This is a genomic window from Streptomyces sp. NPDC003327, from assembly GCF_053589515.1.
On record NZ_JBSFSA010000008.1, the window covers coordinates 158,164 to 181,395 of the forward strand.

The 23,232-nt window shown below is 71.0% G+C and carries 22 protein-coding genes and 1 tRNA gene; 13 read left to right on the plus strand and 10 right to left on the minus strand.

Going from position 1 to position 23,232, the window contains the following annotated elements:
• Window positions 1-56 precede the first annotated feature (56 nt).
• Window positions 57-422 carry a DUF6344 domain-containing protein gene (locus ACWDVG_RS10275; RefSeq protein ID WP_451698057.1) on the plus strand — a complete coding sequence of 122 codons (366 nt, stop codon included), beginning with the start codon at window positions 57-59 and terminating at the stop codon, window positions 420-422.
• Between the two features lie 134 nt (window positions 423-556).
• Here ACWDVG_RS10275 and ACWDVG_RS10280 read toward each other — a convergent pair whose 3' ends face one another.
• Window positions 557-1,288: a DUF5324 family protein gene (locus tag ACWDVG_RS10280; protein ID WP_451698059.1), complete on the minus strand. Its 732-nt coding sequence runs from the start codon at window positions 1,286-1,288 to the stop codon at window positions 557-559.
• 213 nt (window positions 1,289-1,501) lie between these two features.
• On the opposite strand from ACWDVG_RS10280, the gene ACWDVG_RS10285 reads away from it, so the two are divergent.
• Both ACWDVG_RS10285 and ACWDVG_RS10290 read left to right on the plus strand, forming a co-directional pair.
• Window positions 1,502-2,029, plus strand: a complete 528-nt coding sequence (locus ACWDVG_RS10285) for a peptidylprolyl isomerase (protein WP_451698061.1) — start codon at window positions 1,502-1,504, stop codon at window positions 2,027-2,029.
• Window positions 2,030-2,052: 23 nt separating this feature from the next.
• Entirely contained in the window at window positions 2,053-2,937 is an 885-nt protein-coding gene (locus tag ACWDVG_RS10290; RefSeq protein WP_451698063.1) for a rhomboid family intramembrane serine protease, read from the plus strand.
• Between the two features lie 319 nt (window positions 2,938-3,256).
• On the opposite strand, the gene crgA is transcribed toward ACWDVG_RS10290, so the two are convergent.
• A complete protein-coding gene (crgA, locus tag ACWDVG_RS10295) occupies window positions 3,257-3,511 on the minus strand; it encodes a cell division protein CrgA (RefSeq protein ID WP_451698065.1) in 255 nt (84 codons plus the stop codon).
• A gap of 140 nt (window positions 3,512-3,651) precedes the next feature.
• On the opposite strand from crgA, the gene ACWDVG_RS10300 reads away from it, so the two are divergent.
• From ACWDVG_RS10300 to ACWDVG_RS10320, 5 genes are all read left to right on the plus strand, one after another.
• Window positions 3,652-4,425 (plus strand): DUF881 domain-containing protein, encoded by a 774-nt coding sequence (locus ACWDVG_RS10300; protein WP_451698067.1) that lies wholly within the window; start codon window positions 3,652-3,654, stop codon window positions 4,423-4,425.
• Window positions 4,426-4,537: 112 nt separating this feature from the next.
• The gene (locus ACWDVG_RS10305; RefSeq protein ID WP_451698220.1) at window positions 4,538-4,708 is read left to right on the plus strand and encodes a hypothetical protein; all 171 of its coding nucleotides are present in this window, start codon (window positions 4,538-4,540) and stop codon (window positions 4,706-4,708) included.
• Entirely contained in the window at window positions 4,705-5,343 is a 639-nt protein-coding gene (locus tag ACWDVG_RS10310) for an aminodeoxychorismate/anthranilate synthase component II (RefSeq protein WP_451698069.1), read from the plus strand. The genes ACWDVG_RS10305 and ACWDVG_RS10310 overlap by 4 nt, the downstream gene beginning before the upstream one ends.
• Complete coding sequence (locus tag ACWDVG_RS10315; protein ID WP_451698071.1) at window positions 5,340-6,596, plus strand: class E sortase; 1,257 nt, start codon at window positions 5,340-5,342, stop codon at window positions 6,594-6,596. Before ACWDVG_RS10310 ends, ACWDVG_RS10315 begins: the two co-directional genes overlap by 4 nt.
• Window positions 6,597-6,633: 37 nt before the next feature.
• Window positions 6,634-7,311 (plus strand): class E sortase, encoded by a 678-nt coding sequence (locus tag ACWDVG_RS10320; protein WP_451698073.1) that lies wholly within the window; start codon window positions 6,634-6,636, stop codon window positions 7,309-7,311.
• Between the two features lie 86 nt (window positions 7,312-7,397).
• On the opposite strand, the gene pknB is transcribed toward ACWDVG_RS10320, so the two are convergent.
• The 6 genes from pknB to ACWDVG_RS10350 all read right to left on the minus strand — a co-directional run bounded on the left by pknB (window position 7,398) and on the right by ACWDVG_RS10350 (window position 15,439).
• Window positions 7,398-9,425: a Stk1 family PASTA domain-containing Ser/Thr kinase gene (gene pknB / locus ACWDVG_RS10325; protein ID WP_451698075.1), complete on the minus strand. Its 2,028-nt coding sequence runs from the start codon at window positions 9,423-9,425 to the stop codon at window positions 7,398-7,400.
• Between the two features lie 167 nt (window positions 9,426-9,592).
• Window positions 9,593-11,059 (minus strand): peptidoglycan D,D-transpeptidase FtsI family protein, encoded by a 1,467-nt coding sequence (locus tag ACWDVG_RS10330; RefSeq protein ID WP_451698077.1) that lies wholly within the window; start codon window positions 11,057-11,059, stop codon window positions 9,593-9,595.
• Window positions 11,056-12,477 (minus strand): FtsW/RodA/SpoVE family cell cycle protein, encoded by a 1,422-nt coding sequence (locus tag ACWDVG_RS10335; protein ID WP_451698079.1) that lies wholly within the window; start codon window positions 12,475-12,477, stop codon window positions 11,056-11,058. The genes ACWDVG_RS10330 and ACWDVG_RS10335 overlap by 4 nt, the downstream gene beginning before the upstream one ends.
• Window positions 12,478-12,504: 27 nt before the next feature.
• Complete coding sequence (locus ACWDVG_RS10340) at window positions 12,505-13,986, minus strand: Stp1/IreP family PP2C-type Ser/Thr phosphatase (RefSeq protein WP_451698081.1); 1,482 nt, start codon at window positions 13,984-13,986, stop codon at window positions 12,505-12,507.
• A gap of 96 nt (window positions 13,987-14,082) precedes the next feature.
• Window positions 14,083-14,607, minus strand: a complete 525-nt coding sequence (locus tag ACWDVG_RS10345; RefSeq protein WP_451698083.1) for an FHA domain-containing protein FhaB/FipA — start codon at window positions 14,605-14,607, stop codon at window positions 14,083-14,085.
• A 10-nt stretch (window positions 14,608-14,617) separates the two neighbouring features.
• A complete protein-coding gene (locus ACWDVG_RS10350) occupies window positions 14,618-15,439 on the minus strand; it encodes an FhaA domain-containing protein (protein WP_451698085.1) in 822 nt (273 codons plus the stop codon).
• Between the two features lie 403 nt (window positions 15,440-15,842).
• On the opposite strand from ACWDVG_RS10350, the gene ACWDVG_RS10355 reads away from it, so the two are divergent.
• Window positions 15,843-15,926: transfer RNA gene (locus ACWDVG_RS10355), tRNA-Leu, on the plus strand.
• A gap of 192 nt (window positions 15,927-16,118) precedes the next feature.
• On the opposite strand, the gene ACWDVG_RS10360 is transcribed toward ACWDVG_RS10355, so the two are convergent.
• The gene (locus ACWDVG_RS10360; protein WP_451698087.1) at window positions 16,119-17,087 is read right to left on the minus strand and encodes a GHMP family kinase ATP-binding protein; all 969 of its coding nucleotides are present in this window, start codon (window positions 17,085-17,087) and stop codon (window positions 16,119-16,121) included.
• 245 nt (window positions 17,088-17,332) lie between these two features.
• Here ACWDVG_RS10360 and ACWDVG_RS10365 point away from each other — a divergent pair, with 245 nt between their 5' ends.
• Both ACWDVG_RS10365 and ACWDVG_RS10370 read left to right on the plus strand, forming a co-directional pair.
• Window positions 17,333-19,177 carry a sensor histidine kinase gene (locus ACWDVG_RS10365; RefSeq protein ID WP_451698089.1) on the plus strand — a complete coding sequence of 615 codons (1,845 nt, stop codon included), beginning with the start codon at window positions 17,333-17,335 and terminating at the stop codon, window positions 19,175-19,177.
• 42 nt (window positions 19,178-19,219) lie between these two features.
• The gene (locus ACWDVG_RS10370; protein ID WP_451698090.1) at window positions 19,220-19,879 is read left to right on the plus strand and encodes a response regulator; all 660 of its coding nucleotides are present in this window, start codon (window positions 19,220-19,222) and stop codon (window positions 19,877-19,879) included.
• Between the two features lie 28 nt (window positions 19,880-19,907).
• On the opposite strand, the gene ACWDVG_RS10375 is transcribed toward ACWDVG_RS10370, so the two are convergent.
• Window positions 19,908-20,381 (minus strand): MarR family winged helix-turn-helix transcriptional regulator, encoded by a 474-nt coding sequence (locus ACWDVG_RS10375; RefSeq protein ID WP_451698092.1) that lies wholly within the window; start codon window positions 20,379-20,381, stop codon window positions 19,908-19,910.
• An 83-nt stretch (window positions 20,382-20,464) separates the two neighbouring features.
• Here ACWDVG_RS10375 and ACWDVG_RS10380 point away from each other — a divergent pair, with 83 nt between their 5' ends.
• Together ACWDVG_RS10380 and ACWDVG_RS10385 are read left to right on the plus strand one after the other, a co-directional pair.
• On the plus strand, window positions 20,465-21,550 hold the full coding sequence (locus ACWDVG_RS10380) for a hypothetical protein (RefSeq protein ID WP_451698094.1): 1,086 nt from the start codon (window positions 20,465-20,467) through the stop codon (window positions 21,548-21,550).
• 116 nt (window positions 21,551-21,666) lie between these two features.
• Window positions 21,667-23,121, plus strand: coding sequence for a DUF2252 domain-containing protein (locus tag ACWDVG_RS10385; protein WP_451698096.1), 1,455 nt, complete (start codon window positions 21,667-21,669; stop codon window positions 23,119-23,121).
• Window positions 23,122-23,232: the final 111 nt, after the last annotated feature.

Sequence of the window (23,232 nt, forward strand, 5' to 3'; positions counted from 1 at the left end):
TGTAAAGCGCGCAACCTGAAGTGAACCATTCGAGAACGTCACGAAAGTGAGGGGTCATGGCCACCGCCAAGGTCAAGCAGTTCTGGACCGCCTTCGTCTCCGTCCTCTTCGCCCTGCTCGCCGCCGTCGGCCTGGCGGGCACCGCCGCCGCGGCGCAGCAGCCCGCCGTCCAGCAGCCCGAGGAGCCGACCGCCCCCACCGCCGCCACCGCCGCTGGGGAGCGCGCCCTCGTCTCCGTACCGGCACAGCGGGCGCATCGGTGGGCCCTGGCCGGGGACCGCGCCCTGCCGCCGACCATCAAGCAGCGCATCGGCGCCGAGGCGCACGGCTCCTCGCCCTCGGTACGGCACCTGCCCTCGGCCGTCCCCGCGGACAGTGACCCCGCGGCGCTGACGGAGTCGGCGCTCGCCGCCACGGCGTAGGGCGCGGGGAGTCGCAGCACGCGCAACTCCCCGCAGCACCCTCCAACCCATCCGTAGCACCGCCGTACGAGAGCGGCACCAGCACCACCCGCGGTACGTGCGGGACCCGGTACGAACCGGTAGTGAGCCGGCGGTCAGCGACGCTCGTCGCGGTCCCTGGTCTCGGCCTCGGCGGCCTCGGCGGCCTCGGCTGCTTCCGCGGCCTCGGCTTCGGCCTGCTTGGCCTCCACCTCGGCATCGAGGGACGCTCCACTGCCGTCGACGGACGACAGGACGGACCCCTCGTCCACCTCGGTGGGAGCGGGCGGCTCGACCAGCCAGTCGGGATTGGCCTGCTTGTCCCACCACTTCCAGGCGGCGAACGCGCCGCCGACCAGTACGCCCAGGACCGCGAGGCCCTTGGCGAGGCGTCCGGCCCTGGCCCGACGCTCGTGCTTCCTCACGATCTTCTGAATTTCCCTCGGCGTCACCTGACCGCGGAGCGCGGCCCAGGCGGCAGTCGAGCGCGACCCGGCCTCCTCGAGAACGGGACCGGTCGCGGCGACCGCGTGCTCGACGCGCGGAACGGTGTAATCGGCCGCCTGGCGGGCGGCCACGCGGGTCCGGGCCGCAGCGCGATGCGCGGCCGCGTCGACCCGCGGCGGCACATGGGGTGCGACGTACGCGGCGTACTGCACACGCGCCTGCTTACGGGCCTTCCGAGCGGCGGTCGACACGTGGGGCGCGAGACGCGCCCGCGCCTCCTGCGCGTAGTGCGCGGCCTGGTCCTTCGCCGTCTCCGCGTACGGAGCCACCACTTCCGCGGCGTGCAGGACGCTCTCCTTCGCCGAATCCGTCGCGGCGCGCACGCTGTCCATGCGGGTCACGGGTTCCTCCTCCTCGGGGGCTCGGGGGCGGTGTCGGTTTTTCACCTATCCATCCTTTTCGAAATCATGCGCCTCCGAACGCGGTCCGGCATGCGGGGCTGGCATCCGGGGCATGCGAGGATCGGACACGCCAGAGACGGATGGACGCATGTGGCGTGACGCGGCGTGACACGACGTGAGGTGCCGCGGCGCGACCGGGAGGGAAGACGGACCGTGGCCGAGCAGCCTTACGCGATCCTCAAGACGACCATGGGCGACATCGAGGTGCGGCTGCTGCCGTTCCACGCCCCTAAGACGGTCCGCAACTTCGTCGACCTCGCCACGGGCGGGCGCGAATGGACCCACCCCGCCACCGGCAAGGTCTCCACCGACCCGCTGTACGACGGCACGGTCTTCCACCGGGTCATCAAGGGCTTCATGATCCAGGGTGGCGACCCGCTGGGGAACGGCACCGGCGGCCCCGGCTACGAGTTCGCCGACGAGTTCCACCCGGAGCTCTTCTTCGACCGGCCCTACCTGCTCGCGATGGCCAACGCGGGTCCGGGGACGAACGGTTCGCAGTTCTTCCTCACGGTCGGCCCCGCGACCTGGCTCAACCGCAAGCACACCATCTTCGGCGAGGTCGCGAACGCGGCGGGCCGGGCGGTCGTCGACGCGATCGCGGCCACCGCGACGGACCCGAGCTCCGAGCGCCCCCTGCAGGACGTGGTCCTCGAGTCCGTGGTGATCGAGAAGCGCTGACGCGGAAGGGACGGACCCACCCCATGGACCCGCAGGCCCCGAAGGTCCCGCAGTCCGGCCTCCCGCACTGCTACCGCCATCCGGGGACCGAGACCGGCATTCGCTGCACCCGCTGCGAGAAGCCGATCTGCCCCGCGTGCATGATCTCCGCCTCCGTCGGCTTCCAGTGCCCGGACTGCGTCCGGGACGGCTCGGGGACGGGCCACGCCGCCGACGCCAACCAGCCGCGGACCCTCGCGGGCGGCAAGGTCGCGGCCGACGACCGCCTCGTCACCAAGGTCCTCATCGGGATCTGCCTCGCGGTCTACCTCGCCGTCCTGGTGGCCGGTGACCGGTTCGTCGACGAGCTCGTGCTCATCGGCTACGCCTTCAACCCGCTGCTCGGCGAGGTCGTCGGCGTCGCGGACGGCGAGTGGTACCGGCTGCTCACTGCCACCGTCCTCCACCAGGAGGTCTGGCACATCCTCTTCAACGTGCTGGGCCTGTGGGTGATCGGCGGGATCGTCGAGCCCGAACTCGGGCGGATCCGGTACGCGCTGCTCTGTCTGCTGTCCGGACTGTCCGGCTCCGCGCTCGCCTATCTCGTCGCGGCGCCGAACCAGCCCTCCCTCGGGGCGTCCGGAATCGTCTACGGCCTGATCGGCGCCTGGGTGGTCCTGGCCCGCAGGCGGCGCCACGACATGCGGCCGGTGGTCCTCTTCGTGGCCCTGTCGCTGCTGATGACGTTCACCCGTCCGGGGATCTCCTGGGAGGCGCACGTCGGCGGTCTGGTGGCCGGCGCGCTCGTGACGTACGTGCTCGTGCACGCACCCCGGGCCCGTCGGGAGCTCCTGCAGTACGGGGCGTGTGGGCTGGTGCTCCTCGTCGACCTGGGGATCGTGCTCGGCCGGACGATGTCGCTCACCTGAGCGCCCAGGGCTGTGGAAGAGCCCCGGGATCGAGCTTTCCCCAGAGTTATCCACAGTGCGTGGCGGACACGGGCCACGTGCGGGGACATGACGGCGCCCCTCGCCTCTGACCTGGTCTTTTACCAGGGAGGTGAGGGGCGGATCGCCTGTGGAGCGGAAAGGGCGGCGATCATACCGGCGTCAACCCGGTGCGAGTTATCCACAGATCTTCGTAAGTTATCCAGTGCTGTGCACAACGCTGTGGATAAGTTCAGGGGTGAGCTTGACGAGAGCCCCGCGGGACCGCTACGGCGCCCCGGCCGCCCACCCCTGCCTCAGGTCACTTCCACTGCGTGGAGACGCCGAAGCCCGCCGCGATGAAGCCGAAACCGACCACGATGTTCCAGTTGCGGATCGACTCGATCGGCAGCGAACCGTCGGTGACGTAGAAGACCACGATCCACACCAGCCCGATGGCGAACAGCGCCAGCATCACGGGCGCCACCCAGCTGCGGTTCGTCAGCTTGATCGTGGCGGCCTGCTTCGCCGGCGGCGGCGTGAAGTCGGCCTTCTTGCGGATACGTGACTTCGGCACGAGGGACTCTCCTGTCGATGCGCTGCGTGACCGCGCAGGGAACTGTGGCTTGCGCCGGGATGTGACGCGGGAGGACGACGGCGTCCCCCGGGCGTCCGTTAGCGTAGTGGTTCCGCGGCACCGAAGGGGATCAGGGTACGTTGAGCAATTCCGCCGACACTCCCGCCGGGCCGGGCCGCACCTCACGGTGGCGCCCCGTCCGGGTGCTCACCCTTGCCGTCTTCGCCCTGGCCGGACTGATCTTCGTCACCAGCTTCAACACCGCCAAGGGCACCAACCTCCGCACCGACGCCTCCCTCCTCAGGCTCTCCGACCTCATCGAGGAACGCAGCCACAAGAACGCCGGCCTCGACGAGTCCACCGCCGTCCTGCGCTCCCAGGTCGACTCCCTCGCCGCCCGCGACGACGGATCCACCCGCGAGGAGGACGCCCGGCTCGCCGCCCTCGAAGCCGCCGCCGGCACCACCGAGGTCTCCGGCAGCGGCCTCACCGTCACCCTCAACGACGCCCCGCCGGACGCCCACGCCGCCCCCGGCTACCCCGAGCCGCACGCCAACGACCTGGTCATCCACCAGCAGGACCTCCAGGCGGTCGTCAACGCCCTGTGGCAGGGCGGCGCCGAGGGCATCCGCGTCATGGACCAGCGGCTGATCTCCACCAGCGCCGTCCGCTGCGTCGGCAACACCCTGATCCTCCAGGGCCGCGTCTACTCGCCCCCGTACAAGATCACGGCCGTCGGTGACCGCGGAAGGCTGAGCAGGGCCCTCACCGACTCCCCGGCGATCCAGAACTACCTGCTGTACGTGAAGGCCTACGGACTCGGCTGGAAGGTCGACGAGCACCGGGCGGTGACCCTGCCCGGCTACTCCGGCGCGGTGGACCTCCACCACGCGCAGCCGGTGCCTGTCAGCTGAGCGCCCCGCCGGATCCGCCCGGCCGTGACCGGTTGTCCACAGGCTTCGGACAGCTGACCCCCCACGGCCCCGGCGCCCCGTACTCTGGTCCCCGTAACGAACGGAAGGGGCGGTGGACGGCATGTACGGCTGGATCTGGCGGCATCTGCCGGGCAACGCGTGGGTACGGGCACTGATCTCGCTCGTCCTGGTCCTCGCGGTCGTCTACGTCCTCTTCCAGTACGTGTTCCCCTGGGCGGAGCCTCTGCTTCCGTTCAACGATGTGACGGTGGACGGCCAGTGAGCGCGCGAATTCTCGTCGTCGACAACTACGACAGCTTCGTCTTCAACCTCGTTCAGTACCTCTACCAGCTCGGCGCCGAGTGCGAAGTGCTCCGCAACGACGAGGTGGAGCTCTCCCACGCCCAGGACGGCTTCGACGGCGTGCTGCTCTCGCCCGGCCCCGGCGCGCCCGAGCAGGCCGGCGTCTGCATCGACATGGTGCGCCACTGCGCCGCCACCGGCGTGCCCGTCTTCGGCGTCTGCCTCGGCATGCAGTCGATGGCCGTGGCGTACGGCGGCGTCGTCGACCGCGCCCCCGAGCTGCTGCACGGCAAGACCTCCCCCGTCATCCACGAGGGCAAGGGCGTCTTCGCCGGACTGCCCTCGCCGTTCACCGCCACCCGCTACCACTCGCTGGCCGCCGAGCCCGCCGCCCTGCCGGCCGAGCTGGAGGTCACCGCGCGGACCGAGGACGGCATCATCATGGGGCTGCGCCACCGCGAACTCCCGGTGGAAGGCGTGCAGTTCCATCCCGAGTCGGTCCTCACCGAGCACGGGCACCTGATGCTCGCCAACTGGCTGGAGCAGTGCGGCGACAAGGGGGCGGTCGGCCGGTCGGCGGGGCTCGCGCCGGTGGTGGGCAAGGCCGTCGCGTGACGACGGGGTCGCCGTGGTTCCGGGCGACTGACACGCCGGAGCCGGAGCCGATACCCGGGGACCCTTACGGGCAGCAGCCGTCCCCGCGGCAGGGACACCCCCAGGCGTACGAGCAGGGGCAGCCCCAGCCGTACGAGTCCCAGCCGTACGAGCAGGGGTACCAGCAGCCGTCCTACGAGCAGGGGTACCAGCAGCCCCAGGCGTACGGAGAGCCGCCGTACGGGCAGCCCCAACCCGCCCCCTACGAGGCCGACCCCTACGGGACGCCGTACGAGACGCCCTACGAGGCCCCGTACGAGCCTCCCTACGCGCCGCAGGAGCCCGCCGAACCCCCGCAGGCCCCCCGGGCCCCGGACGACGCGACGAGGCCCATGCCGGCCGTGGAGCCCCTCCCCGGCCCCGGGCGGGCCGAGCGCCGCCGCGCCGCCGCCAAGGGCGGCCGGGGCAAGGGCCGGGGAACCGCCCCCGCCGGGGCCCCCGCCGGGGCCTCCGCCGGGGCTTCCGCCGGGCGCACGGGCCCGGACAGCCCCGCGCGCCCGCTCTCCCGCGTCGAGGCCCGCGCCGCCGCCCGCGCCTCCAAGGACAGCGTCGGCGTCGTCGCCAGCCGCGCCGTCGGCGAACTCTTCATCACCCTCGGCGTCGTCATGCTCCTCTTCGTCACCTACCAGCTGTGGTGGACGAACGTCCTCGCGGGACAGGAGACCGACCAGGCCAAGGAGCGCATCGAGGACACCTGGGCGAAGGGCGGCAGCAAGCCCGAGGCCTTCGAACCCGGCGAGGGCTTCGCCATCATGCACATCCCCAAGCTCGACGTCGTCGTCCCCATCGCCGAGGGCATCAGCAAGCCCAAGGTCCTCGACAAGGGCATGGTCGGCCACTACGCCGAAGGCACCCTCAAGACGGCCATGCCCTCCGACAAGCAGGGCAACTTCGCCGTCGCCGGCCACCGCAACACCCACGGCGAGCCTTTCCGGTACATCAACCGGCTGGAACCCGGCGACCCGATCGTCGTCGAGACCCAGGACGCGTACTACACGTACGAGATGGCCAGCATCCTGCCGCAGACCGCCCCTTCGAACGTCGCGGTGATCGACCCCGTCCCGAAGGGCTCGGGCTTCACCGGACCCGGCCGGTACATCACGCTGACCACCTGCACCCCCGAGTTCACCAGCACCTACCGGATGATCGTGTGGGGCAAGATGGTCGAGGAACGCCCGCGCAGCAAGGGAAAACCGGACGCGCTCGTAGGCTGATTCCCCACACCTTCGAACGGGACGACGGGACGACCTAGTGGGACGTGCGCGCAACCGGATCGCCGGGATCATCAGTGTCTTCGGCGAACTCCTCATCACAGCCGGCCTGGTGCTCGGGCTGTTCGTCGTCTACTCGCTCTGGTGGACCAACGTCCTCGCCGACCGCGCGGCCGACCAGGACGGCGCCCAGGTCCGCGACGGCTGGGCCGACGACGCCCCGGGCGCGCTCGACACCAGGGACGGCATCGGCTTCCTGCACGTCCCCGCCCTGGGCAACGGCGACATACTGGTGAAGCGGGGCACCACCAGCGCCGTCCTCAACAACGGCGTCGCCGGCTACTACACCGAGCCGATCAAGTCCGCGCTCCCGCAGGACAAGCAGGGCAACTTCACGCTCGCCGCGCACCGGGACGGACACGGCGCCAAGTTCCACAACATCCACAAGCTCAGGACCGGTGACCCGATCGTCTTCGAGTCCAAGGACACCTGGTACGTCTACAAGGTCTACAACAGCCTGCCGGAGACCACGAAGTACAACGTCGACGTCCTCCAGCCCGTCCCGAAGGAGTCCGGCAGGACGAAGCCGGGCCGGTACATCACGCTGACGACCTGCACCCCCATGTACACCTCGGACTACCGCTACATCGTCTGGGGCGAGCTGGTGCGCACGGAGAAGGTCGACCGCGACCGCACGCCCCCGGCCGAACTCCGCTGACCCCGGCCGGCGCCGCCGAACGGCAAGAGCCCCGGCATCCGCTGTGGATGCCGGGGCTCCTCGCTGCTCGACGCCGGTCAGGCCCTTCAGCCGAAGAAGCCGCCGCCGTCGTTGTCGCCGTTGTTGTCGCCGCCGCCGTTGCCGCCGTTGCCCATGCCGCCGACGGTGAGGACGGTGATCTGCTGACCGGGGTTGACCATCGTCCCCTCGGACGGGTTCGTTCCCACGACCAGGGCGTCCTCCTTGTCGGAGCCCTCCTGCACGACCTGGAGGTTCAGGGCCTCCAGCTGCGCCTTGACGTCCTTGAACGGCCGGCCGGCCAGCCCGCCCGGCACCTGCACCTGGGTCTGCTGCGGGCCCTTCGAGACCTTCAGCTTCACCTCGGTGCCCTTGGCCGCCGGCGAGTTGCCCTCCGGCGTCTGGCCGACGACCTGGTCCTTGGGCTGGTCGGAGTCGACGTACTCGACGCTCACGACGAACTCGAGCGTCTCCAGCTGCTGCTTCGCCGAGTCCAGCGGGTTGCCGACGACCGGCGGGACGGTGGTCTGCTTCTCCTTGGCGACCGTGATCGTCACCTCGGAGTTCTGCTCGGCCTTGGTGCCACCGGCGGGGTTCTGCCGCAGGACGGTGCCCGGGTCCTCGTCGGACTCCTCCTGCTCGACCTTGACCTTGAAGCCCTTGTCCTTCAGCGTCTGCTCGGCGCGCTCCTGGGACTGCTCCATGACGTCCGGCACGTCGGCGAGCGGGGCGCCCTCGGACACGTACACCTGCACGGTGCCGTTGGCGTCCATCTTCGCGACGCCGTCGTACTCCGGGGTCTGGCGGCAGATGGCTCCCGTGGGCTGGTCGCAGCGCTCGGTGCCCGCCTTCTGCACCTTCACGCCGACGTTCAGGGCCAGCTTCTCGGCCTGCTCGAACTTCTCGCCGACCAGACGCGGGACCGTGACCTGCTGCGGGCCGTCGTCGGTGTCGACCAGCGCGCGGCCGATCAGGATGGCGCCGACCAGCACCAGGATGCCCGCGAGCGCCAGCAGGATCGTCGAGGTGTTCGACTTCTTCTGGCCACCGCGGCGGCGGTCCGGGCGGTCGTCGTAGCCGTAGCTGCCGTCGTCCGCGTTGATCGGGGGCAGCATCGACGTCTGGCCTGCCGGGTCGGCCTGGCGCAGCGCCGTCGTCGGCTGGTCCTCCGGCGGATAGCCGCCGTAACCCCCGCCGTACGCGGGCGCGCCCGCCATGCCCATCCCCATGCCCATCGCGGCGGCCGCGGCGACCGGCTGGCCGTCGAGGCAGGCCTCGATGTCCGCACGCATCTCGTCCGCGGACTGGTAGCGGTAGTCGGGGTCCTTGACCAGCGCCTTCAGGACGATGGCGTCCATCGGAGGCGTGATCTCGGGGTCGAAGTTGCTCGGCGGCTGCGGCTCCTCGCGGACGTGCTGGTACGCGACCGCGACCGGGGAGTCGCCAATGAACGGGGGCCGGACGGTGAGGAGCTCGTAGAGCAGGCAGCCGGTGGAGTAGAGGTCGGACCTGGCGTCGACCTGCTCGCCCTTGGCCTGCTCGGGGGAGAGGTACTGGGCGGTGCCGATCACCGCGGCGGTCTGCGTCATGGTCATGCCCGCGTCGCCCATGGCGCGCGCGATGCCGAAGTCCATGACCTTGACCTGTCCGGTGCGCGTCAGCATGACGTTCGCGGGCTTGATGTCGCGGTGGACGATGCCGGCGCGGTGCGAGTACTCCAGCGCCTGGAGGATGCCGACCGTCATTTCGAGGGTGCGCTCGGGCAGCAGCTTGCGGCCGGAGTGCAGCAGCTCACGCAGGGTCGACCCGTCGACGTACTCCATCACGATGTACGGGATGGAGACCCCGTCGACGTAGTCCTCGCCGGTGTCGTAGACCGCGACGATCGCCGGATGGTTCAGCGAGGCGGCGGACTGTGCCTCTCGGCGGAACCGGGCCTGGAAGGACGGGTCACGGGCCAGGTCGGCCCGCAGCGTCTTCACGGCGACGGTGCGGCCGAGCCGGGTGTCCTGGCCGAGGTACACCTCGGCCATGCCACCACGGCCGAGCACCGAGCCCAGCTCGTACCGGCCGCCGAGGCGACGCGGCTCTTCCATAGCTAATCCAGCCCTCTCCGTCTGTCCCGACCGCACCCTGGGGTGGTCCGGCGGTGTGTGCTGTTCGCGCATACGCTACCGGCCCCGGAAAGTCGTTCAGCCCGGGAGCGGTAGCTGATACCTGACCGGTACCTGATCCTGACCGGTGGCTGATACGGGTGGCCGCGTCAGCCCTGGTTCTTGAGGACCGCCCGCATGACGGCCTTGGCGATGGGGGCGGCCAGGCCGCCACCGCTGATGTCCCCACGGCCGACGCCGGCGGCGTCCTCGACGATCACGGCGACCGCGACCGGGGAGCCCTCGGCGGTCTTCGCGTAGGAGATGAACCACGCGTAGGGACGCTTGGCGTTCTTCTCGCCGTGCTGGGCCGTGCCCGTCTTGCCGCCGACCTTGACGCCGTCCATGTTCAGGTCGGCGTTGCCGCCGGTGCCCTGCGTGACGACGTTCTCCATCATCTGCTGGAGCTTCTGGGCGTTCTCCTGCGAGAGCGGCCGGCTCATCTCCTCCGGCTCGTTCTGCTTGATGACGTCGAGGTTCGGCGCGCGCAGCTGGTCGATCATGTAGGGCTTCATCAGCTTGCCGTCGTTGGCGATCGCCGCCGTGACCATCGCCATCTGGAGCGGGGTCGCCGCGGTGTTGAACTGGCCGATCGAGGACAGCGCGTTGCCGCCGCGGTCCGCCTTCTTGTCGTAGACGGAGGCGGAGGAGCGGACCGGGACGAACTGCTCGGCGTTGAAGCCGAACTTCTCGGCGGTCTCGGCCATCTTGTCGCGGCCGATGTCGTCGCCGAGCTTGGCGAAGACCGAGTTGCAGGAGATCTCCAGCGCCCGGTTCAGGGTGGCGTTCGCACAGCCCTCGTGCTGGTTGACCATCTCCTTGGTGGAGAGCGGGATCTTCCAGCCGTCGGGGGTCTCGGTCGGTTTGTTGATGTCGGTGACCTTGCCGCTCTCCAGGGCGGCGGCGGCGGTGACGACCTTGAAGACGGAACCGGGCGGGTAGATCTCGCGGATCGCACGGTTCAGCTTCGGCTTCGCCTTGGACTCCTCCAGGGCGACCCAGGCCTTCTCGTCCTTGCCGGAGTAGCCGGCGAAGGAGGACGGGTCGTACGAGGGGGTCGACGCGAGCGCCAGGATCTTGCCGGTCTTCGGCTCGATGGCGACGACGGCGCCCGTCTTGCTGCCGAGGCCCTCGAACGCGGCCTTCTGCGCGGCGCCGCTGAGGGTGGTGACGACGTCGCCGCCCTTCTTCTCCTCGCCCGTGAACATGGCGAGGGTGCGGTCGAAGAAGAGCCGGTCGTCGTTGCCGGTGAGGATGCCGTCCTCGATCTTCTCGATCTGGTTGGCATCGTAGGCCTGCGAGGCGTATCCGGTGACCGGCGCCCACATCGGGCCGTCCACGTAGGTCCGCTTGTACTTGTAGTACGGGTCCTTGGAGTCGACGGAGCCGGTGATCGGCTTGCCGTCCACGATGATGTTGCCGCGGACGTTGGCGTACCGCTCGATCTGCACCCGCTTGTTCGACGCGTGCGTGTTCAGCTCGTCGGCGCGCACGTACTGCAGCCAGTTGTCGCGCAGGAGCAGGGCGAGGACGAGCAGGCCGCAGAAGATCGCGACCCGGCGCAGCGGCTTGTTCACGGACGGACCACCTGGGTCATCTCGGAGTCGGGGGACGGGGCGGGCGCGGGCGCCGGGCGGCGCGCGGTGTCGCTGATCCGGATCAGGATGCCGATGAGGGCCCAGTTGGCGATCACCGAGGAACCGCCGTACGCGAGGAACGGCATCGTCATGCCGGTGAGCGGGATCAGGCCCATCACACCGCCGGCGACGACGAAGATCTGGAGCGCAAAGGCGCCGGAGAGGCCCATCGCGAGGAGCTTGCCGAAGGGGTCACGGGCGGCGAGCGCCGTGCGGACGCCGCGCTCGATGATCAGCCCGTAGAACAGCAGGAAGACCATGACGCCGGTGAGGCCCAGCTCCTCGCCGACGGTGGCGAAGATGAAGTCGGAGTTGGCGGCGAAGCCGATGAGGTCGGAGTTGCCCTGCCCGAGGCCGGTGCCGAGGATGCCGCCGGAGCCGAAGGACATCAGGACTTCGGTCATCTGGTCGCACGCGGGGATCTTCTCGGCGCAGCTGAACGGGTCGGCCCAGGCGTCCACGCGGTCCTTGACGTGTCCGGCGAAGGAGGCGACGCCGACGGCACCCGCCACCGACATGAGCAGACCCATGACGATCCAGCTGGTCCGCTCCGTCGCCACGTACAGCATGATCACGAACATGCCGAAGAACAGCAGCGACGTACCGAGGTCGTTCTCGAAGATCAGGATGAGGAGGCTGACCGCCCAGATCGTCAGGATCGGGCCCAGGTCTCGGCCGCGCGGCAGGTAGAGCCCCATGAAGCGGCGGCTGGCCAGGGCCAGGGCGTCCCGCTTCACCATCAGGTAGCCGGAGAAGAAGATGGCGAGCACGATCTTCGCGAACTCACCCGGCTGGATGGAGAATCCACCGACGTTGATCCAGATCTTGGCGCCGTAGACGGCGGAGCCGAGGCCCGGCACCAGGGGCAGCAGCAGGAGAACCAGCGCCGCGACCATGGAGATGTACGTGTAGCGCTGAAGGACCCGGTGGTCCTTCAGGAGCAGCAGCATGCCCACGAACATGGCGATGCCGATCGCCGAGTACATCATCTGCTTCGGCGCGTCCGGGCTGAAGCTGTCGTACAGCCGCATCGAGGTCGCGATCAGCCGCGGCGACTGGTCGAGGCGCCAGATCAGCACCAGGCCCATGCCGTTCAGCAGCGTGGCCAGCGGCAGCAGCAGCGGGTCCGCGTACGGCGCCCACTTGCGCACCACGAGGTGGGCGACGCCCGCGAGGAGAGCCAGGCCGAGGCCGTACCCGAGCATGCCGGACGGGACCTTGCCGTCGATCGCCAGGCCCACGTTGAGGTACGCGAACACCGGAATGGCGACGGCGAACCCGAGCAGCGCCAGCTCGGTGTTGCGGCGGCTCGGCGCCTCGATCGCGCCGATCGTGGTCGTGTTGGTGACAACGCTCATGGTGGTGAAAGGCCCCCCTACGGGTGCTTACTGCTTGCCGCAGTTCGAGGCCAGCTTCTGCTCCTCCGCGGTGAGGGTGGGACCCGGGGACGGAGCGGCTGTGGTGGGCTTGGAATCGGGGGTGGTGGTCCCCGTGGCCGGCGGCTTGCTCGCCTGGTCGGCCGCCTTCTCGGCGGCCTCGCGGCGCTGTTCGGCCTTCTTGCAGGCGGAGGCCTGGCGCGCCAGCTCGGCGATCTTCGTCTCGGCCTTGCCGAGGCTGCCGCCCGCGATCGTGTCCTCGACCTGCTTCCGCTGGTAGGCGGGCAGGTACTTGAGTTCGATCTCGGGGTGGTCCTTCTCGACCTCCGACAGCGAGACCCAGGCCAGGTTCTGGCTGATGCCCCGGTACAGCGCCACGTGCTGGTCCTTGGACCCCACGTAGTACTGCGTCTGCGTCCAGCGCCAGCCGCCGTAGAGCGCGCCGCCGACGACGGACAGGGCGAGGACGAGGAAGAAGGAGCGCTTGAGCCACTTCCGGCCGGTGCGCGGCTTCTCGAAGTCGTCGTCCGTGTACGACTCGAAGGAGCCCTGCGGGGGCATGCCGCCGTAGCCGTGGTCGTCGCCGCTGCCGGGCGGGCCGAAGCCGCCCGCGGGCGGCTGCTGGTGCGGGGCGGGCCGGCCGAGGCCGGAGGCGCGGCCGGCCGGGGTCTGCATGGCCCCGCCGTCGTTCAGCTGCGCCTGGTTCTCGGCGACGGCGCCGACGATGACGGGGGTGTCGCTGAGGTGGCCCGCGAGGGTGTCGCCGCCGTCGACGTCGAGGACGTCGGCGACGATCACCGTGATGTTGTCGGGGCCGCCGCCGCGCAGCGCGAGCTGGATCAGCTCCTGCACGGTCTCCTGGGGGCCCTGGTAGCTGGCGAGGGTGTCCTCGAGGGTCTGGTGCGAGACCACCCCGGACAGGCCGTCGGAGCAGATCAGGTAGCGGTCGCCGGCGCGGACCTCGCGGATGGAGAGGTCGGGTTCCACGTGGTCGCCGCTGCCGAGCGCACGCATCAGGAGCGAGCGCTGCGGGTGGGTGGTGGCCTCTTCCTCGGTGATCCGGCCCTCGTCGACGAGCCGCTGGACCCAGGTGTGGTCCTGCGTGATCTGCGTCAGGACGCCGTCGCGGAGGAGGTACGCGCGGGAGTCGCCCACGTGGACGAGGCCGAGGCGCTGTCCGGTCCACAGCAGGGCGGTGAGCGTGGTGCCCATGCCCTCCAGCTGCGGGTCCTCCTCGACCATCATCCGCAGCTGGTCGTTGGCGCGCTGCACCGCCGTACCGAGCGAGGTGAGGATGTCGGAGCCGGGGATGTCGTCGTCGAGCGTGACGAGGGTGGAGATCACCTCGGAGGAGGCGACCTCGCCGGCGGCCTGGCCGCCCATGCCGTCGGCGATCGCGAGGAGGCGGGGACCGGCGTAGCCGGAGTCCTCGTTGCCCTCGCGGATCATGCCCTTGTGCGAGCCCGCGGCGAAACGCAGGGACAGAGTCATGCGCACCTGCCCTGTCGCCGCTGCATCGGGGTACAGCCGGTCTCGACCCACACTGCCCACCCTCCGGTCGCTCCGGTCAGCTCGCTCATTGTCGTACTACTTCCGCAGCTCGATGACGGTCTTGCCGATGCGGATCGGCGCCCCCAGCGGAATGGGCGTGGCGGTGGTGAGGCGGGTCCGGTCGAGGTACGTGCCGTTCGTGGACCCGAGGTCCTCGACGATCCACTGCCCGTCCCGGTCCGGGTAGATCCTGGCGTGCCGGCTGGACGCGTAGTCGTCGTCCAGCACGATCGTCGAATCGTGCGCCCGGCCCAGGGTGATCGTCTGCCCCTGGAGGGCGACGGTGGTGCCGGTGAGGGTGCCCTCGGAGACGACCAGCTTCGTCGGGGCGCCGCGGCGCTGCCGGCCGCCTCCGCCCGTGCTCTGCTGGCCGCGCTGCTGCGGCGGCGCGGCGGCCTGGCGACCGGTCTGCTGCGGCCGGGCCTCCTGGCGGCGCGAACCGCGCTGCGTGACGCGCGTACCGAAGAGGTCGCTGCGGATGACCTGGACGGCCACGATGACGAACAGCCACAGAACGGCCAGGAAACCCAACCGCATGACCGTCAGGGTCAGCTCTGACATTGCCCCCGCTTCACCCTTCGGCTTGCCGGTAAACGATGGTGGTGCTGCCCACGACGATCCGCGAGCCGTCGCGGAGCGTAGCGCGGGTGGTGTGCTGCCCGTCCACCACGATGCCGTTGGTGGATCCGAGATCCTGGATCGTCGAGGGCGTTCCGGTCCGGATCTCGCAGTGCCGGCGGGAGACGCCGGGATCGTCGATCCTCACGTCCGCGTCGGTGCTGCGGCCGAGGACCAGGGTCGGGCGCGAGATCTGGTGGCGGTTGCCGTTGATCTCGATCCAGCGGCGCACCTGGGCGCCGGCCCCCGGCATGCCGCCGGGGCCGCCCGCGGGACGGGCCGGGGCGCCGGGCGGCGGGGCCGCGGGCATGGGCGGAGCGCCGGCCGGGGGGTACCCGTAGCCGTTGCGGCCCTGCTGCTGGTGGTGACCGCCGGCGGGCTGCGGCTGCGGCTGGGACGTACTCGACGCGAGGGTGCGGCTGCGCACCCGGTACAGACCGGTGTCGAGGTCGTCGGCCTTCTCCAGGTGGACCTTGATCGGCCCCATGAAGGTGTACCGCTGCTGCTTCGCGTAGTCCCTGACCAGGCCGGCGAGCTCGTCGCCGAGCTGGCCCGAGTAGGGGCTGAGGCGCTCGTAGTCCGGCGCGCTCAGCTCCACGATGAAGTCGTTGGGGACGACGGTCCGCTCGCGGTTCCAGATCTGTGCGTTGTTGTCGCACTCGCGCTGGAGCGCGCCGGCGATCTCGACAGGCTGGACCTCGGACTTGAAGACCTTGGCGAAGGTGCCGTTGACCAGACCTTCGAGACGCTGCTCGAATCGCTTCAGGACTCCCATGGGGCACCTCCTCCGTCGTTGTCGTCCTGGTACTGCTTACTGATCGTATCCACGCGTCGGGAAATCGGCTGGTTCCCCTTCTCTGCCCTGTGGACGAGTGTCACCTCTCACAGACCTTCCTCCGGATCGTAGAGGCGGCCTGTGGACAGTGTCCCGCACCCGGCCGCGGGACAAGAAGGGTGCCGAGCGTGGGGTCCGTCTCCACCCGATCTCGTACCGGCCGTCCCACTCGTCTCATTTGTCACACCCCTCGCTTCTCTGCTTCGGCGGGCTCTCCCCCTTCCTTGTTCTCCGTGACCGGGGGCGAAACAACGGATGTGAATCCACGGTCTGCGACGTGCTAATCTTCAGATGTCGCCAGGCGCTCGCACCGGAAGGTGAGGGGGCAGGGAGACCACCCAATGCGCGGGTGGCGGAATAGGCAGACGCGCTGGATTCAGGTTCCAGTGCCCGAAAGGGCGTGGGGGTTCAACTCCCCCCTCGCGCACAAACGAAACGGTCGGCATCGTGATCACGATGCTGACCGTTTCGCTTTCCCCGCCTTCCTCCGTAGCTCAGGAGAGGGTCGGTCAGGAGAGCGCGGGTCAGGAGAGCGTCGGTCAGGAGACCGCCGGTCGGCGTGAGGTAGGACACAGACGACACCCGTACGGGCAGGGCCGCGTTCTCCCGGCGACCTCGATCAGGGGCACGCGCCGCGTGGGGGCGCACTGAGCGTGCGGTCGACGGTGACCTCGGCGCGGAGTCCGCGGCATGCCGCGGTGACGGCCGCCAGGCGGTCGTCGTGCTCGGGGTCGGTGCGGGAGAGGAGGATCCCGAGCTTCGTGCCGCTGTGCGCGGCGACGACACCGAGGCCTCCCGTGGAGCGGCAGATCCCCACGAGATCCGGCAGCAGCCGCTTGTGCTGGAACCGCTGGTTCATCCGCGCGCTGCGCGTCGCGATCCGCCCCACCGCCGCCACGTCCCCCCGGCGCAGTGCCGCCGACAGGTCGTACAGCATCCGGCGGTACTCGGCCGTCTCGCCCGGCGTGAACGACCTGGGCGTCCGGTTGTACGCGACGGTGTCGACGGCGCCGCCCTCGTCGACGCCCACGACGGTCAGCGGCGGGACGTCGCCGAGGCGGGCGCGGAGCCGTACCTCCCGGTGGTAGAAGGCGACGACCCCGTCGTGCATGACGCCGTCGGTGGGCTCGATGCCCCGGACGAAGTCCTCGATGCGGGCCGCCGACAGGGTGACCCCCAGGGCCGCGCCGACGGCCCGCGCGGTGGCCACGAGGTCCGCGGAGGAGCTCGCCATGCCCTTGCCCTCCGGCAGCTCGCTGCGGAGGGAGAGGGTGCCGCCTCCCGGGGCCCCGTAGTGCCGCAACATGCGGTCGGCCAGCGCCCACGACTTGCGCTTGCCGGCGGGCTCGACCACCAGCGGCCGGTCCGGCAGCCGGGTGAAGGACGCGGTGGACCGGCGGTCGAGGGGGAGGGTGACGAGGAAGTCGCCGTCACCGGGCCGCAGGCGGCCCTGCAGGAGTTCACCGAAGGTGCCGAAGGCGCTGCCGGTGCCGTGGGCCGGGAGCGGGGAGCACGGGGGTGCGGGGCGCGCCTCGCGGGCGCCCGAGCGGGGCGCCCGCTCCCCCGCTGGGGCGGTGGGGTTCAGCACACTTCTCCTGTTCTGCCCGGTGACGTCGCCGGTCCTCTTCTCTTCGACATCCCCTCAACTCCGCCGTGCTGGTCCGGTGTTCCTCCGCCGCCCTTTCCGAGACGTTCGTCGTGGGGCGGCAAGACGAAAGAGGGACGTACGCCGGGGAGCCGAGTGCCTAGGGTGCGGTCGTGGACTCAGCGGACTCAGCGCGCTCGGCGTCGCACTTTGTGAACTCGGTGAACTCGGTGAACTCGGTGAACTCGGTGGACGGTGCAGCCGACTCTTCAGCGGACTCCTCCGCGGAACCTCGGGCGAAGCCGCAGGCCAAGGCGGCGGCCGGGGCCTCCGGGCTCGTCGCGGCGTGGGCGAGGGCGGGAGCGAGGGCATGGGCGTGGTTTGCGCTTCCCGGACAGTGGTCGCGCCGCAGGACGGTCGCCGAGATCGCCCTCGCGGTGGTCCTCGCGCTGCTCGCCGCCGCGAGCGAGGAACTCTTCGGCGGCGAGGGACCGCGGCTCGCCGGAACCGCCCTCGCCGCCGCCGTGCTCTCCCTGCTGCGCCGCAGGATCCCGGCGACCGTGCTCGTTGTGACGGCCGCCGCCTCGCCCTTCCTGCAGGGCCTGTGGCCGCTGCTGATGGTCGTCGGCTGGTCCGCCGGCCGGTACATCCCCGGCGTGATGCGCACGCTCTACGCCTTCCTCGGCGCGTACGTGCTCACCCTCGGCGGCACGCTCCTGATGACCTGGGACCGCCAGCGTCTGCTCACCCTCGCCTTCATGGCGACCCTGTACTTCGTCGGTACGACGGCGGCGCCGGGCATCGCCCACCGGTACTGGGTCCAGCGGCGGACCCTGCTGCACGCCCTGCAGGAGCGGAACGCCCAACTGCTGCGCGAGCGGACCATGGTGGCCTGGCAGGCGCGGCTGTGGGAGCGGCAGCGGATCGCGCAGGACATGCACGACAGCCTGGGGCACCAGCTGGCGTTGATCGCCGTGCACACCGGCGCCCTCGAGGTCGACAGGGAGCTGAACGAGCGGCAGCGCGAGGTCGTCGGGGTCCTGCGGAACGCCTCGGTGACGGCCATGCACGAATTGCGGGAGGTCGTCGGCATATTGCGGGACGGTGTGGCCGCGGCGGACGGCGGCACGGCCGTCGCCGCCCCGCCCGGCGACGAGTCGGGGCGCGCGGCGCGCGGCATCGCCGGCATAGAGGGTCTGGTGGAAACGGCGCGGGCCGCCGGTACCGAGGTGGGCCTGCGGCGCACGGGGGAGGAGCGCGCGCTGGCCCCGGCCGCCGACCACGCCGCGTACAGGATCGTCCAGGAGGCGCTGACGAACGCCTACAAGCACGCGCCCGGGGCGCCGATCGGCGTGGAGCTGCGGTACGAGCCGGACACCTTCGTCGTGGAGGTCGTCAACGCGCCGCCGCTCGACGGCCCTTCGCTGAACGCGGTGAGCGGCGGACAGGGACTGGCGGGGCTCGCCGAACGGGCCCGGCTCGTCGGCGGCATGTGCCACGCGGGCCCGGCCGACGGCGGAGGGTTCCGGGTGGCCGGAATGCTGCCCTACGGGGCGGCTCCGGTCGGTGAGGCAGTGCCTTTCGTCGATGTGGCCGACGACTTCCGGCAGCAGTCGACGAAGCCTCTGGTGGGTGATGGTCGTCCTGTCACGGTCGGACCGGCCGACTGGACGTTCACGGAGCGGGAGCTCGCCATGGCGTTGCGCGGGGGCAGGGGCAGGAGCACGGGGGGAGCGGTCGCGCTGGGGTGCGGGATCGCGTTCGCGGCGCTCGTCGTCCTGGTCGTGGCGGTGGGCTTCGGCCTCTACTTCCTCATGGGCTCCGTCAAGGACGGAATGATCGACCCCCAGGCCTACGACTCGGTGCGGGTCGGCATGAGCGAGAAGGAGGTGCGCGAGGTGCTGCCGCCGGGCGACACCATAGCCACCTCCGGCCTCGGCAGCGGGGGCCCCGCACGGCCCGAGGGCGCCGACTGCCTGGTGCTGCTCTCCTCCGAGATGGGCGACAGCTTCGACGAGGAGCCCGTTTTCCGGTTCTGCTTCAAGGACGGCAAGCTGATCGAGAAGAAGTCGTACGTGGTCACACAGCGCTAGTGGTGGTCCGCCCGTGCCGGGGGGCCACGGGGGGAGTGGAGAGTGGCTGGGCAGCCCATCAGGGTCCTGATCGCCGATGACGAGCCGCTGATCAGGGCCGGGATCCGGATGATCCTCATCTCGGACCCCGACATCGAGGTGGTCGCGGAGGCGGCGAACGGGCGCGAGGCGGTCGAGAACGCCCGCGCGCACGCGGCGGACGTGGTGCTGCTCGACATCCAGATGCCCGTCCTGAACGGGCTCTCCGCCCTGCCGGAGCTGCGCAGGGCCGCTCCGGCGGCGCGGGTGATCGTCCTGACGACCTTCGGCGAGCGCGAGAACGTCCTGCGGGCACTGGAGCACGGGGGTGCCGGGTTCCTGCTCAAGGACACGGCGCCCGCGGAGCTGATCCGGGCGGTGCGGGCCGCCGCGGCGGGCGACGCCTACCTGTCCCCGGCCGCCACCCGCCACGTGGTCGAACAGTTCGCGACGAGCCGGGAGACGGCACGTACGGAGCAGGCGAGAAAGCGGGTGGCCGCGCTGAGTGAGAGGGAGCGCGAGGTGCTCGCGCTGCTCGGGGAAGGCCTCTCCAACGCGGACGCCGGCAAGCGGCTCCACATGAGCGAGGGCACGGTGAAGACCTACGTGAGCCGGATCCTCGCCAAGCTCGACTGCGAGAACCGGGTGCAGGCGGCGCTGCTCGCCCGCGACGCCGGGCTGTAACGCCCCCTCAGACGCGACCGCCCGCGGCTCAGGAGGGCGGGGTGCCCGTGGGGGTGGACGGGCCGGCCGCGTTGTAGCGGAGCAGATAGGCGGCGAACCGCGCCAGGTCCTCGGCCGACCAGTCCGCGAGCCGTTCCTGGTACGCGGCGAGGCGGCTCGCCTGCGCGTGGGCGAGGACCCTATTGCCCGCCTCGGTCGGGTGCAGGACCTGGACGCGGTGGTCGTCGGGGGCCGGGCGGCGCTCGACCAGACCGAGTTTCTCCAGACCGGCCAGCTGGCGGCTGACCGTCGACTTGTCCAGGAGGTAGTGGGCCGCGAGGTCCGTCGCACGACAGCCGCTCCGCTCCCCGATGTGGGCGAGGAGCGTGTACGAGACGAGCGGGATCTCGGGATGGACGCGGGCGGCCGCGGCGCGGGCCCGGCGGGCGAAGGCCGTCAGCTCGCGCTGGATGACATCCACGGAGGCCTCGCGGGGGACTTCCCGAGCGCCGTCGTCGGTCATGGTGCGTGCGCTCCCTTGTCGTGGACTTTCAGTTGTATAGTACAACGGTTCGTTAGTTGTAAAAGCCAACCATGGAGGTTGCGGTGTCCGCGGGACCGACCACCACCCCTACGACCGGCGCGCTGCGCCATGTCCTCGGGCATCTGCTCACCCCGCTGCTGATGTGCGTCGGCATGGGCCTCGCCTACCTCGGCGCCTTCCACGCGCCCGCACCCCACGACCTGCGCGTCGACGTCGTCGGCTCGGGACCCGCCACGCAGGTCCTTGCCCAGACCCTGCACGACAAGGGCGCGGGCGCCCTCGACGTCCGTACCGTCCCCGACCGGGCGACCGCCGTCGCCGCACTGCGCGAGCAGGACAGCTTCGGCGCGTACGTGCCCGGCGAGCACCCCGAACTCCTCGTCGCCTCCGCCTCCTCCGACACCAGCGCCATGGCCGTCGAGAGGGTCTTCACCAAGGTCGCCGCGGGCCAGGACGCCCCGCTCCGGGTGACCGACGTCGCGCCCGTCGCCCCGGGCGACCCCACCGGACAGGGCGTCTTCTTCCTGCTCGTCGCCCTCAGCATCGGCGCCTACGCCTCCGTCGCCGTCATCGGGGGCGCCGGGGCCGTCCTGCCGATGCGGGTCAGGGTCCTGCTCGCCGCGGGCATGTCCCTTGTCGTGAGCGTCATCGGCACCCTCTTCGCCGGGCCGGTCTTCCACCTCGTCGACCAGGGGCTCGGCGGAGTGTGGGCGATGTCCTGGATGTACGCGGCGGGCATCCTGCTCGTCGGCGTCGGCCTCCACACCTTCCTGCGCCGCTGGACCACGCTCGGCGTGATGGTGCTCTTCGTGATGCTCAACTTCACCAGCTCCGGAGGCATCTACCGGCCCGAACTCCAGCCCGGCTTCTTCGCGGCCCTGCACTCCTTCTGGAACGGCGCGGGCTTCGTCGAGGGCGTCCGCAGCCACGTCTACTTCGACGGCCACGCGCTCGGTGGCCATGTCCTCACCCTCGCCCTGTGGCTCCTCGCCGGTGCCGCGCTCGTCACGGTCGCGGGGCTCACGGAGTCCGGCCGGAAGCGGGCGGCCCTCCCGGCCGCGGCGGAGAAGCGCGGGACGGAGAAGGACGTGGAGAAGGACGTGAAGGAGGAGAGCGAGGAGGAGATGGCGGAGGCGGTCGGCGTCTGAGGACGGCCGCTCCGGGTTGTCCACAGGCCGTTGTCCACAGGGGCAGACGGCCGATCCGGTCCGGCTGTACGGTCATGGCCGGATGACGTTGGACATCACATCGGGGGAGGCGTCCCATGGACGGGACCTTGGCTGCCGTGCCGGAACAGCGCGGCACGGACAACGGACTGCGTGTGCCGCACGTGCCGGGATTCGCGCGGCGCGCGGAGGCCGACGGCGGCGGCGCCTCCCCCAAGAAGCGGGGCAAGGAGCTGCGTGGCCGGATCCCGCGCTCCTCGCACGCGGAGCTGACGCTCCCCGCCGACCGTCCGGACGCCGTCCGCGCCGTCGAGGAGTCCAGCCGTGACCGCGTGCCGGAACTCGCCCCGATACGGGTCGGCAGGATGGCGGCCAGCCCCTTCGCCTTCCTCCGCGGCTCCGCCGGACTGATGGCCCACGACCTCGTCGGCTCCCCCGTCACCGGGATAGCCGCCCAGATATGCGGGGACGCGCACGCAGCCAACTTCGGCCTCTACGGCGACGCCCGCGGGCGGCTCGTCATGGACCTCAACGACTTCGACGAGACCGTCGTCGGGCCGTGGGAGTGGGACCTCAAGCGGCTCGCCACCTCCCTGGTCCTCGCCGGACGGGAGGTGGGGGCGAGCGAGGACGTGTGCCGGGCCGCCGCCTTCGACACGGCCGGCGCCTACCGGCGGACCATGCGCCTCCTCGCCCGGCTCCCCGCCCTCGACGCGTGGAACGCGATCGCCGACGAGGAACTCGTCTCGCACACCGACGCCCGGGACCTCGTCGGCACCCTGGAACAGGTCTCCGCCAAGGCCCGCAACAACACGAGCGCCCGCTTCGCGGCCCGCTCGACCGAGGCCGTGCCGGCCGTCGAGGGCGGCGGCCGCAGATTCGTGGACGCGGCCCCCGTGCTGCGGAGGGTTCCGGACGCCGAGGCGGCGGAGGTCGCCGCCTCCCTCGGTCCCTACCTGGAGACCGTGTCGGAGGACCGGCTGCCGCTCCTCGCGCGGTACGCCGTGCACGACGTGGCCTTCCGGGTGGTCGGCACCGGCAGTGTCGGCACCCGCTCCTATGTGGTGCTGCTGCTCGACCATCGGGGCGAGCCGCTCGTCCTCCAGGTCAAGGAGGCCAGGCCCTCCGCGCTGCTGCCGCACCTGCCGGCGGTCGGCTTCACCGTCCAGGAGCCCGACCACGAGGGGCAGCGGGTCGTCCTGGGGCAGAAGCGGATGCAGGTCGTCAGCGACATCCTGCTCGGCTGGACGACGGTCGACGGGCGTCCCTTCCAGGTGCGTCAGTTCCGCAACCGCAAGGGCAGCGTCGACCCGGCCGCCCTCACCGCCGACGAGGTCGACGACTACGGGCGGATGACCGGCGCCCTCCTCGCACGGGCCCACGCCCACAGCGCCGACCCGCGGCTGATAGCCGGCTACTGCGGCAAGAGCGAGGAGCTGGACGAGGCGATCGCGTCCTTCGCCGTGGCCTACGCCGACCGCACCACGGCCGACCACGCCGACCTGGTCGCCGCCGTGTCCCAGGGCCGCATAGCCGCCGAACCGGGCGTCTGACGCCCTGCGGCACGAAGGCGCCCGCACCGTGGCACGGGGCTGCGGCGACGCATGGCCGAATTGACGAAGATCGGGGGGGGTAGGGAGGGGGAGGGAGGGGGGGGAGGGCCC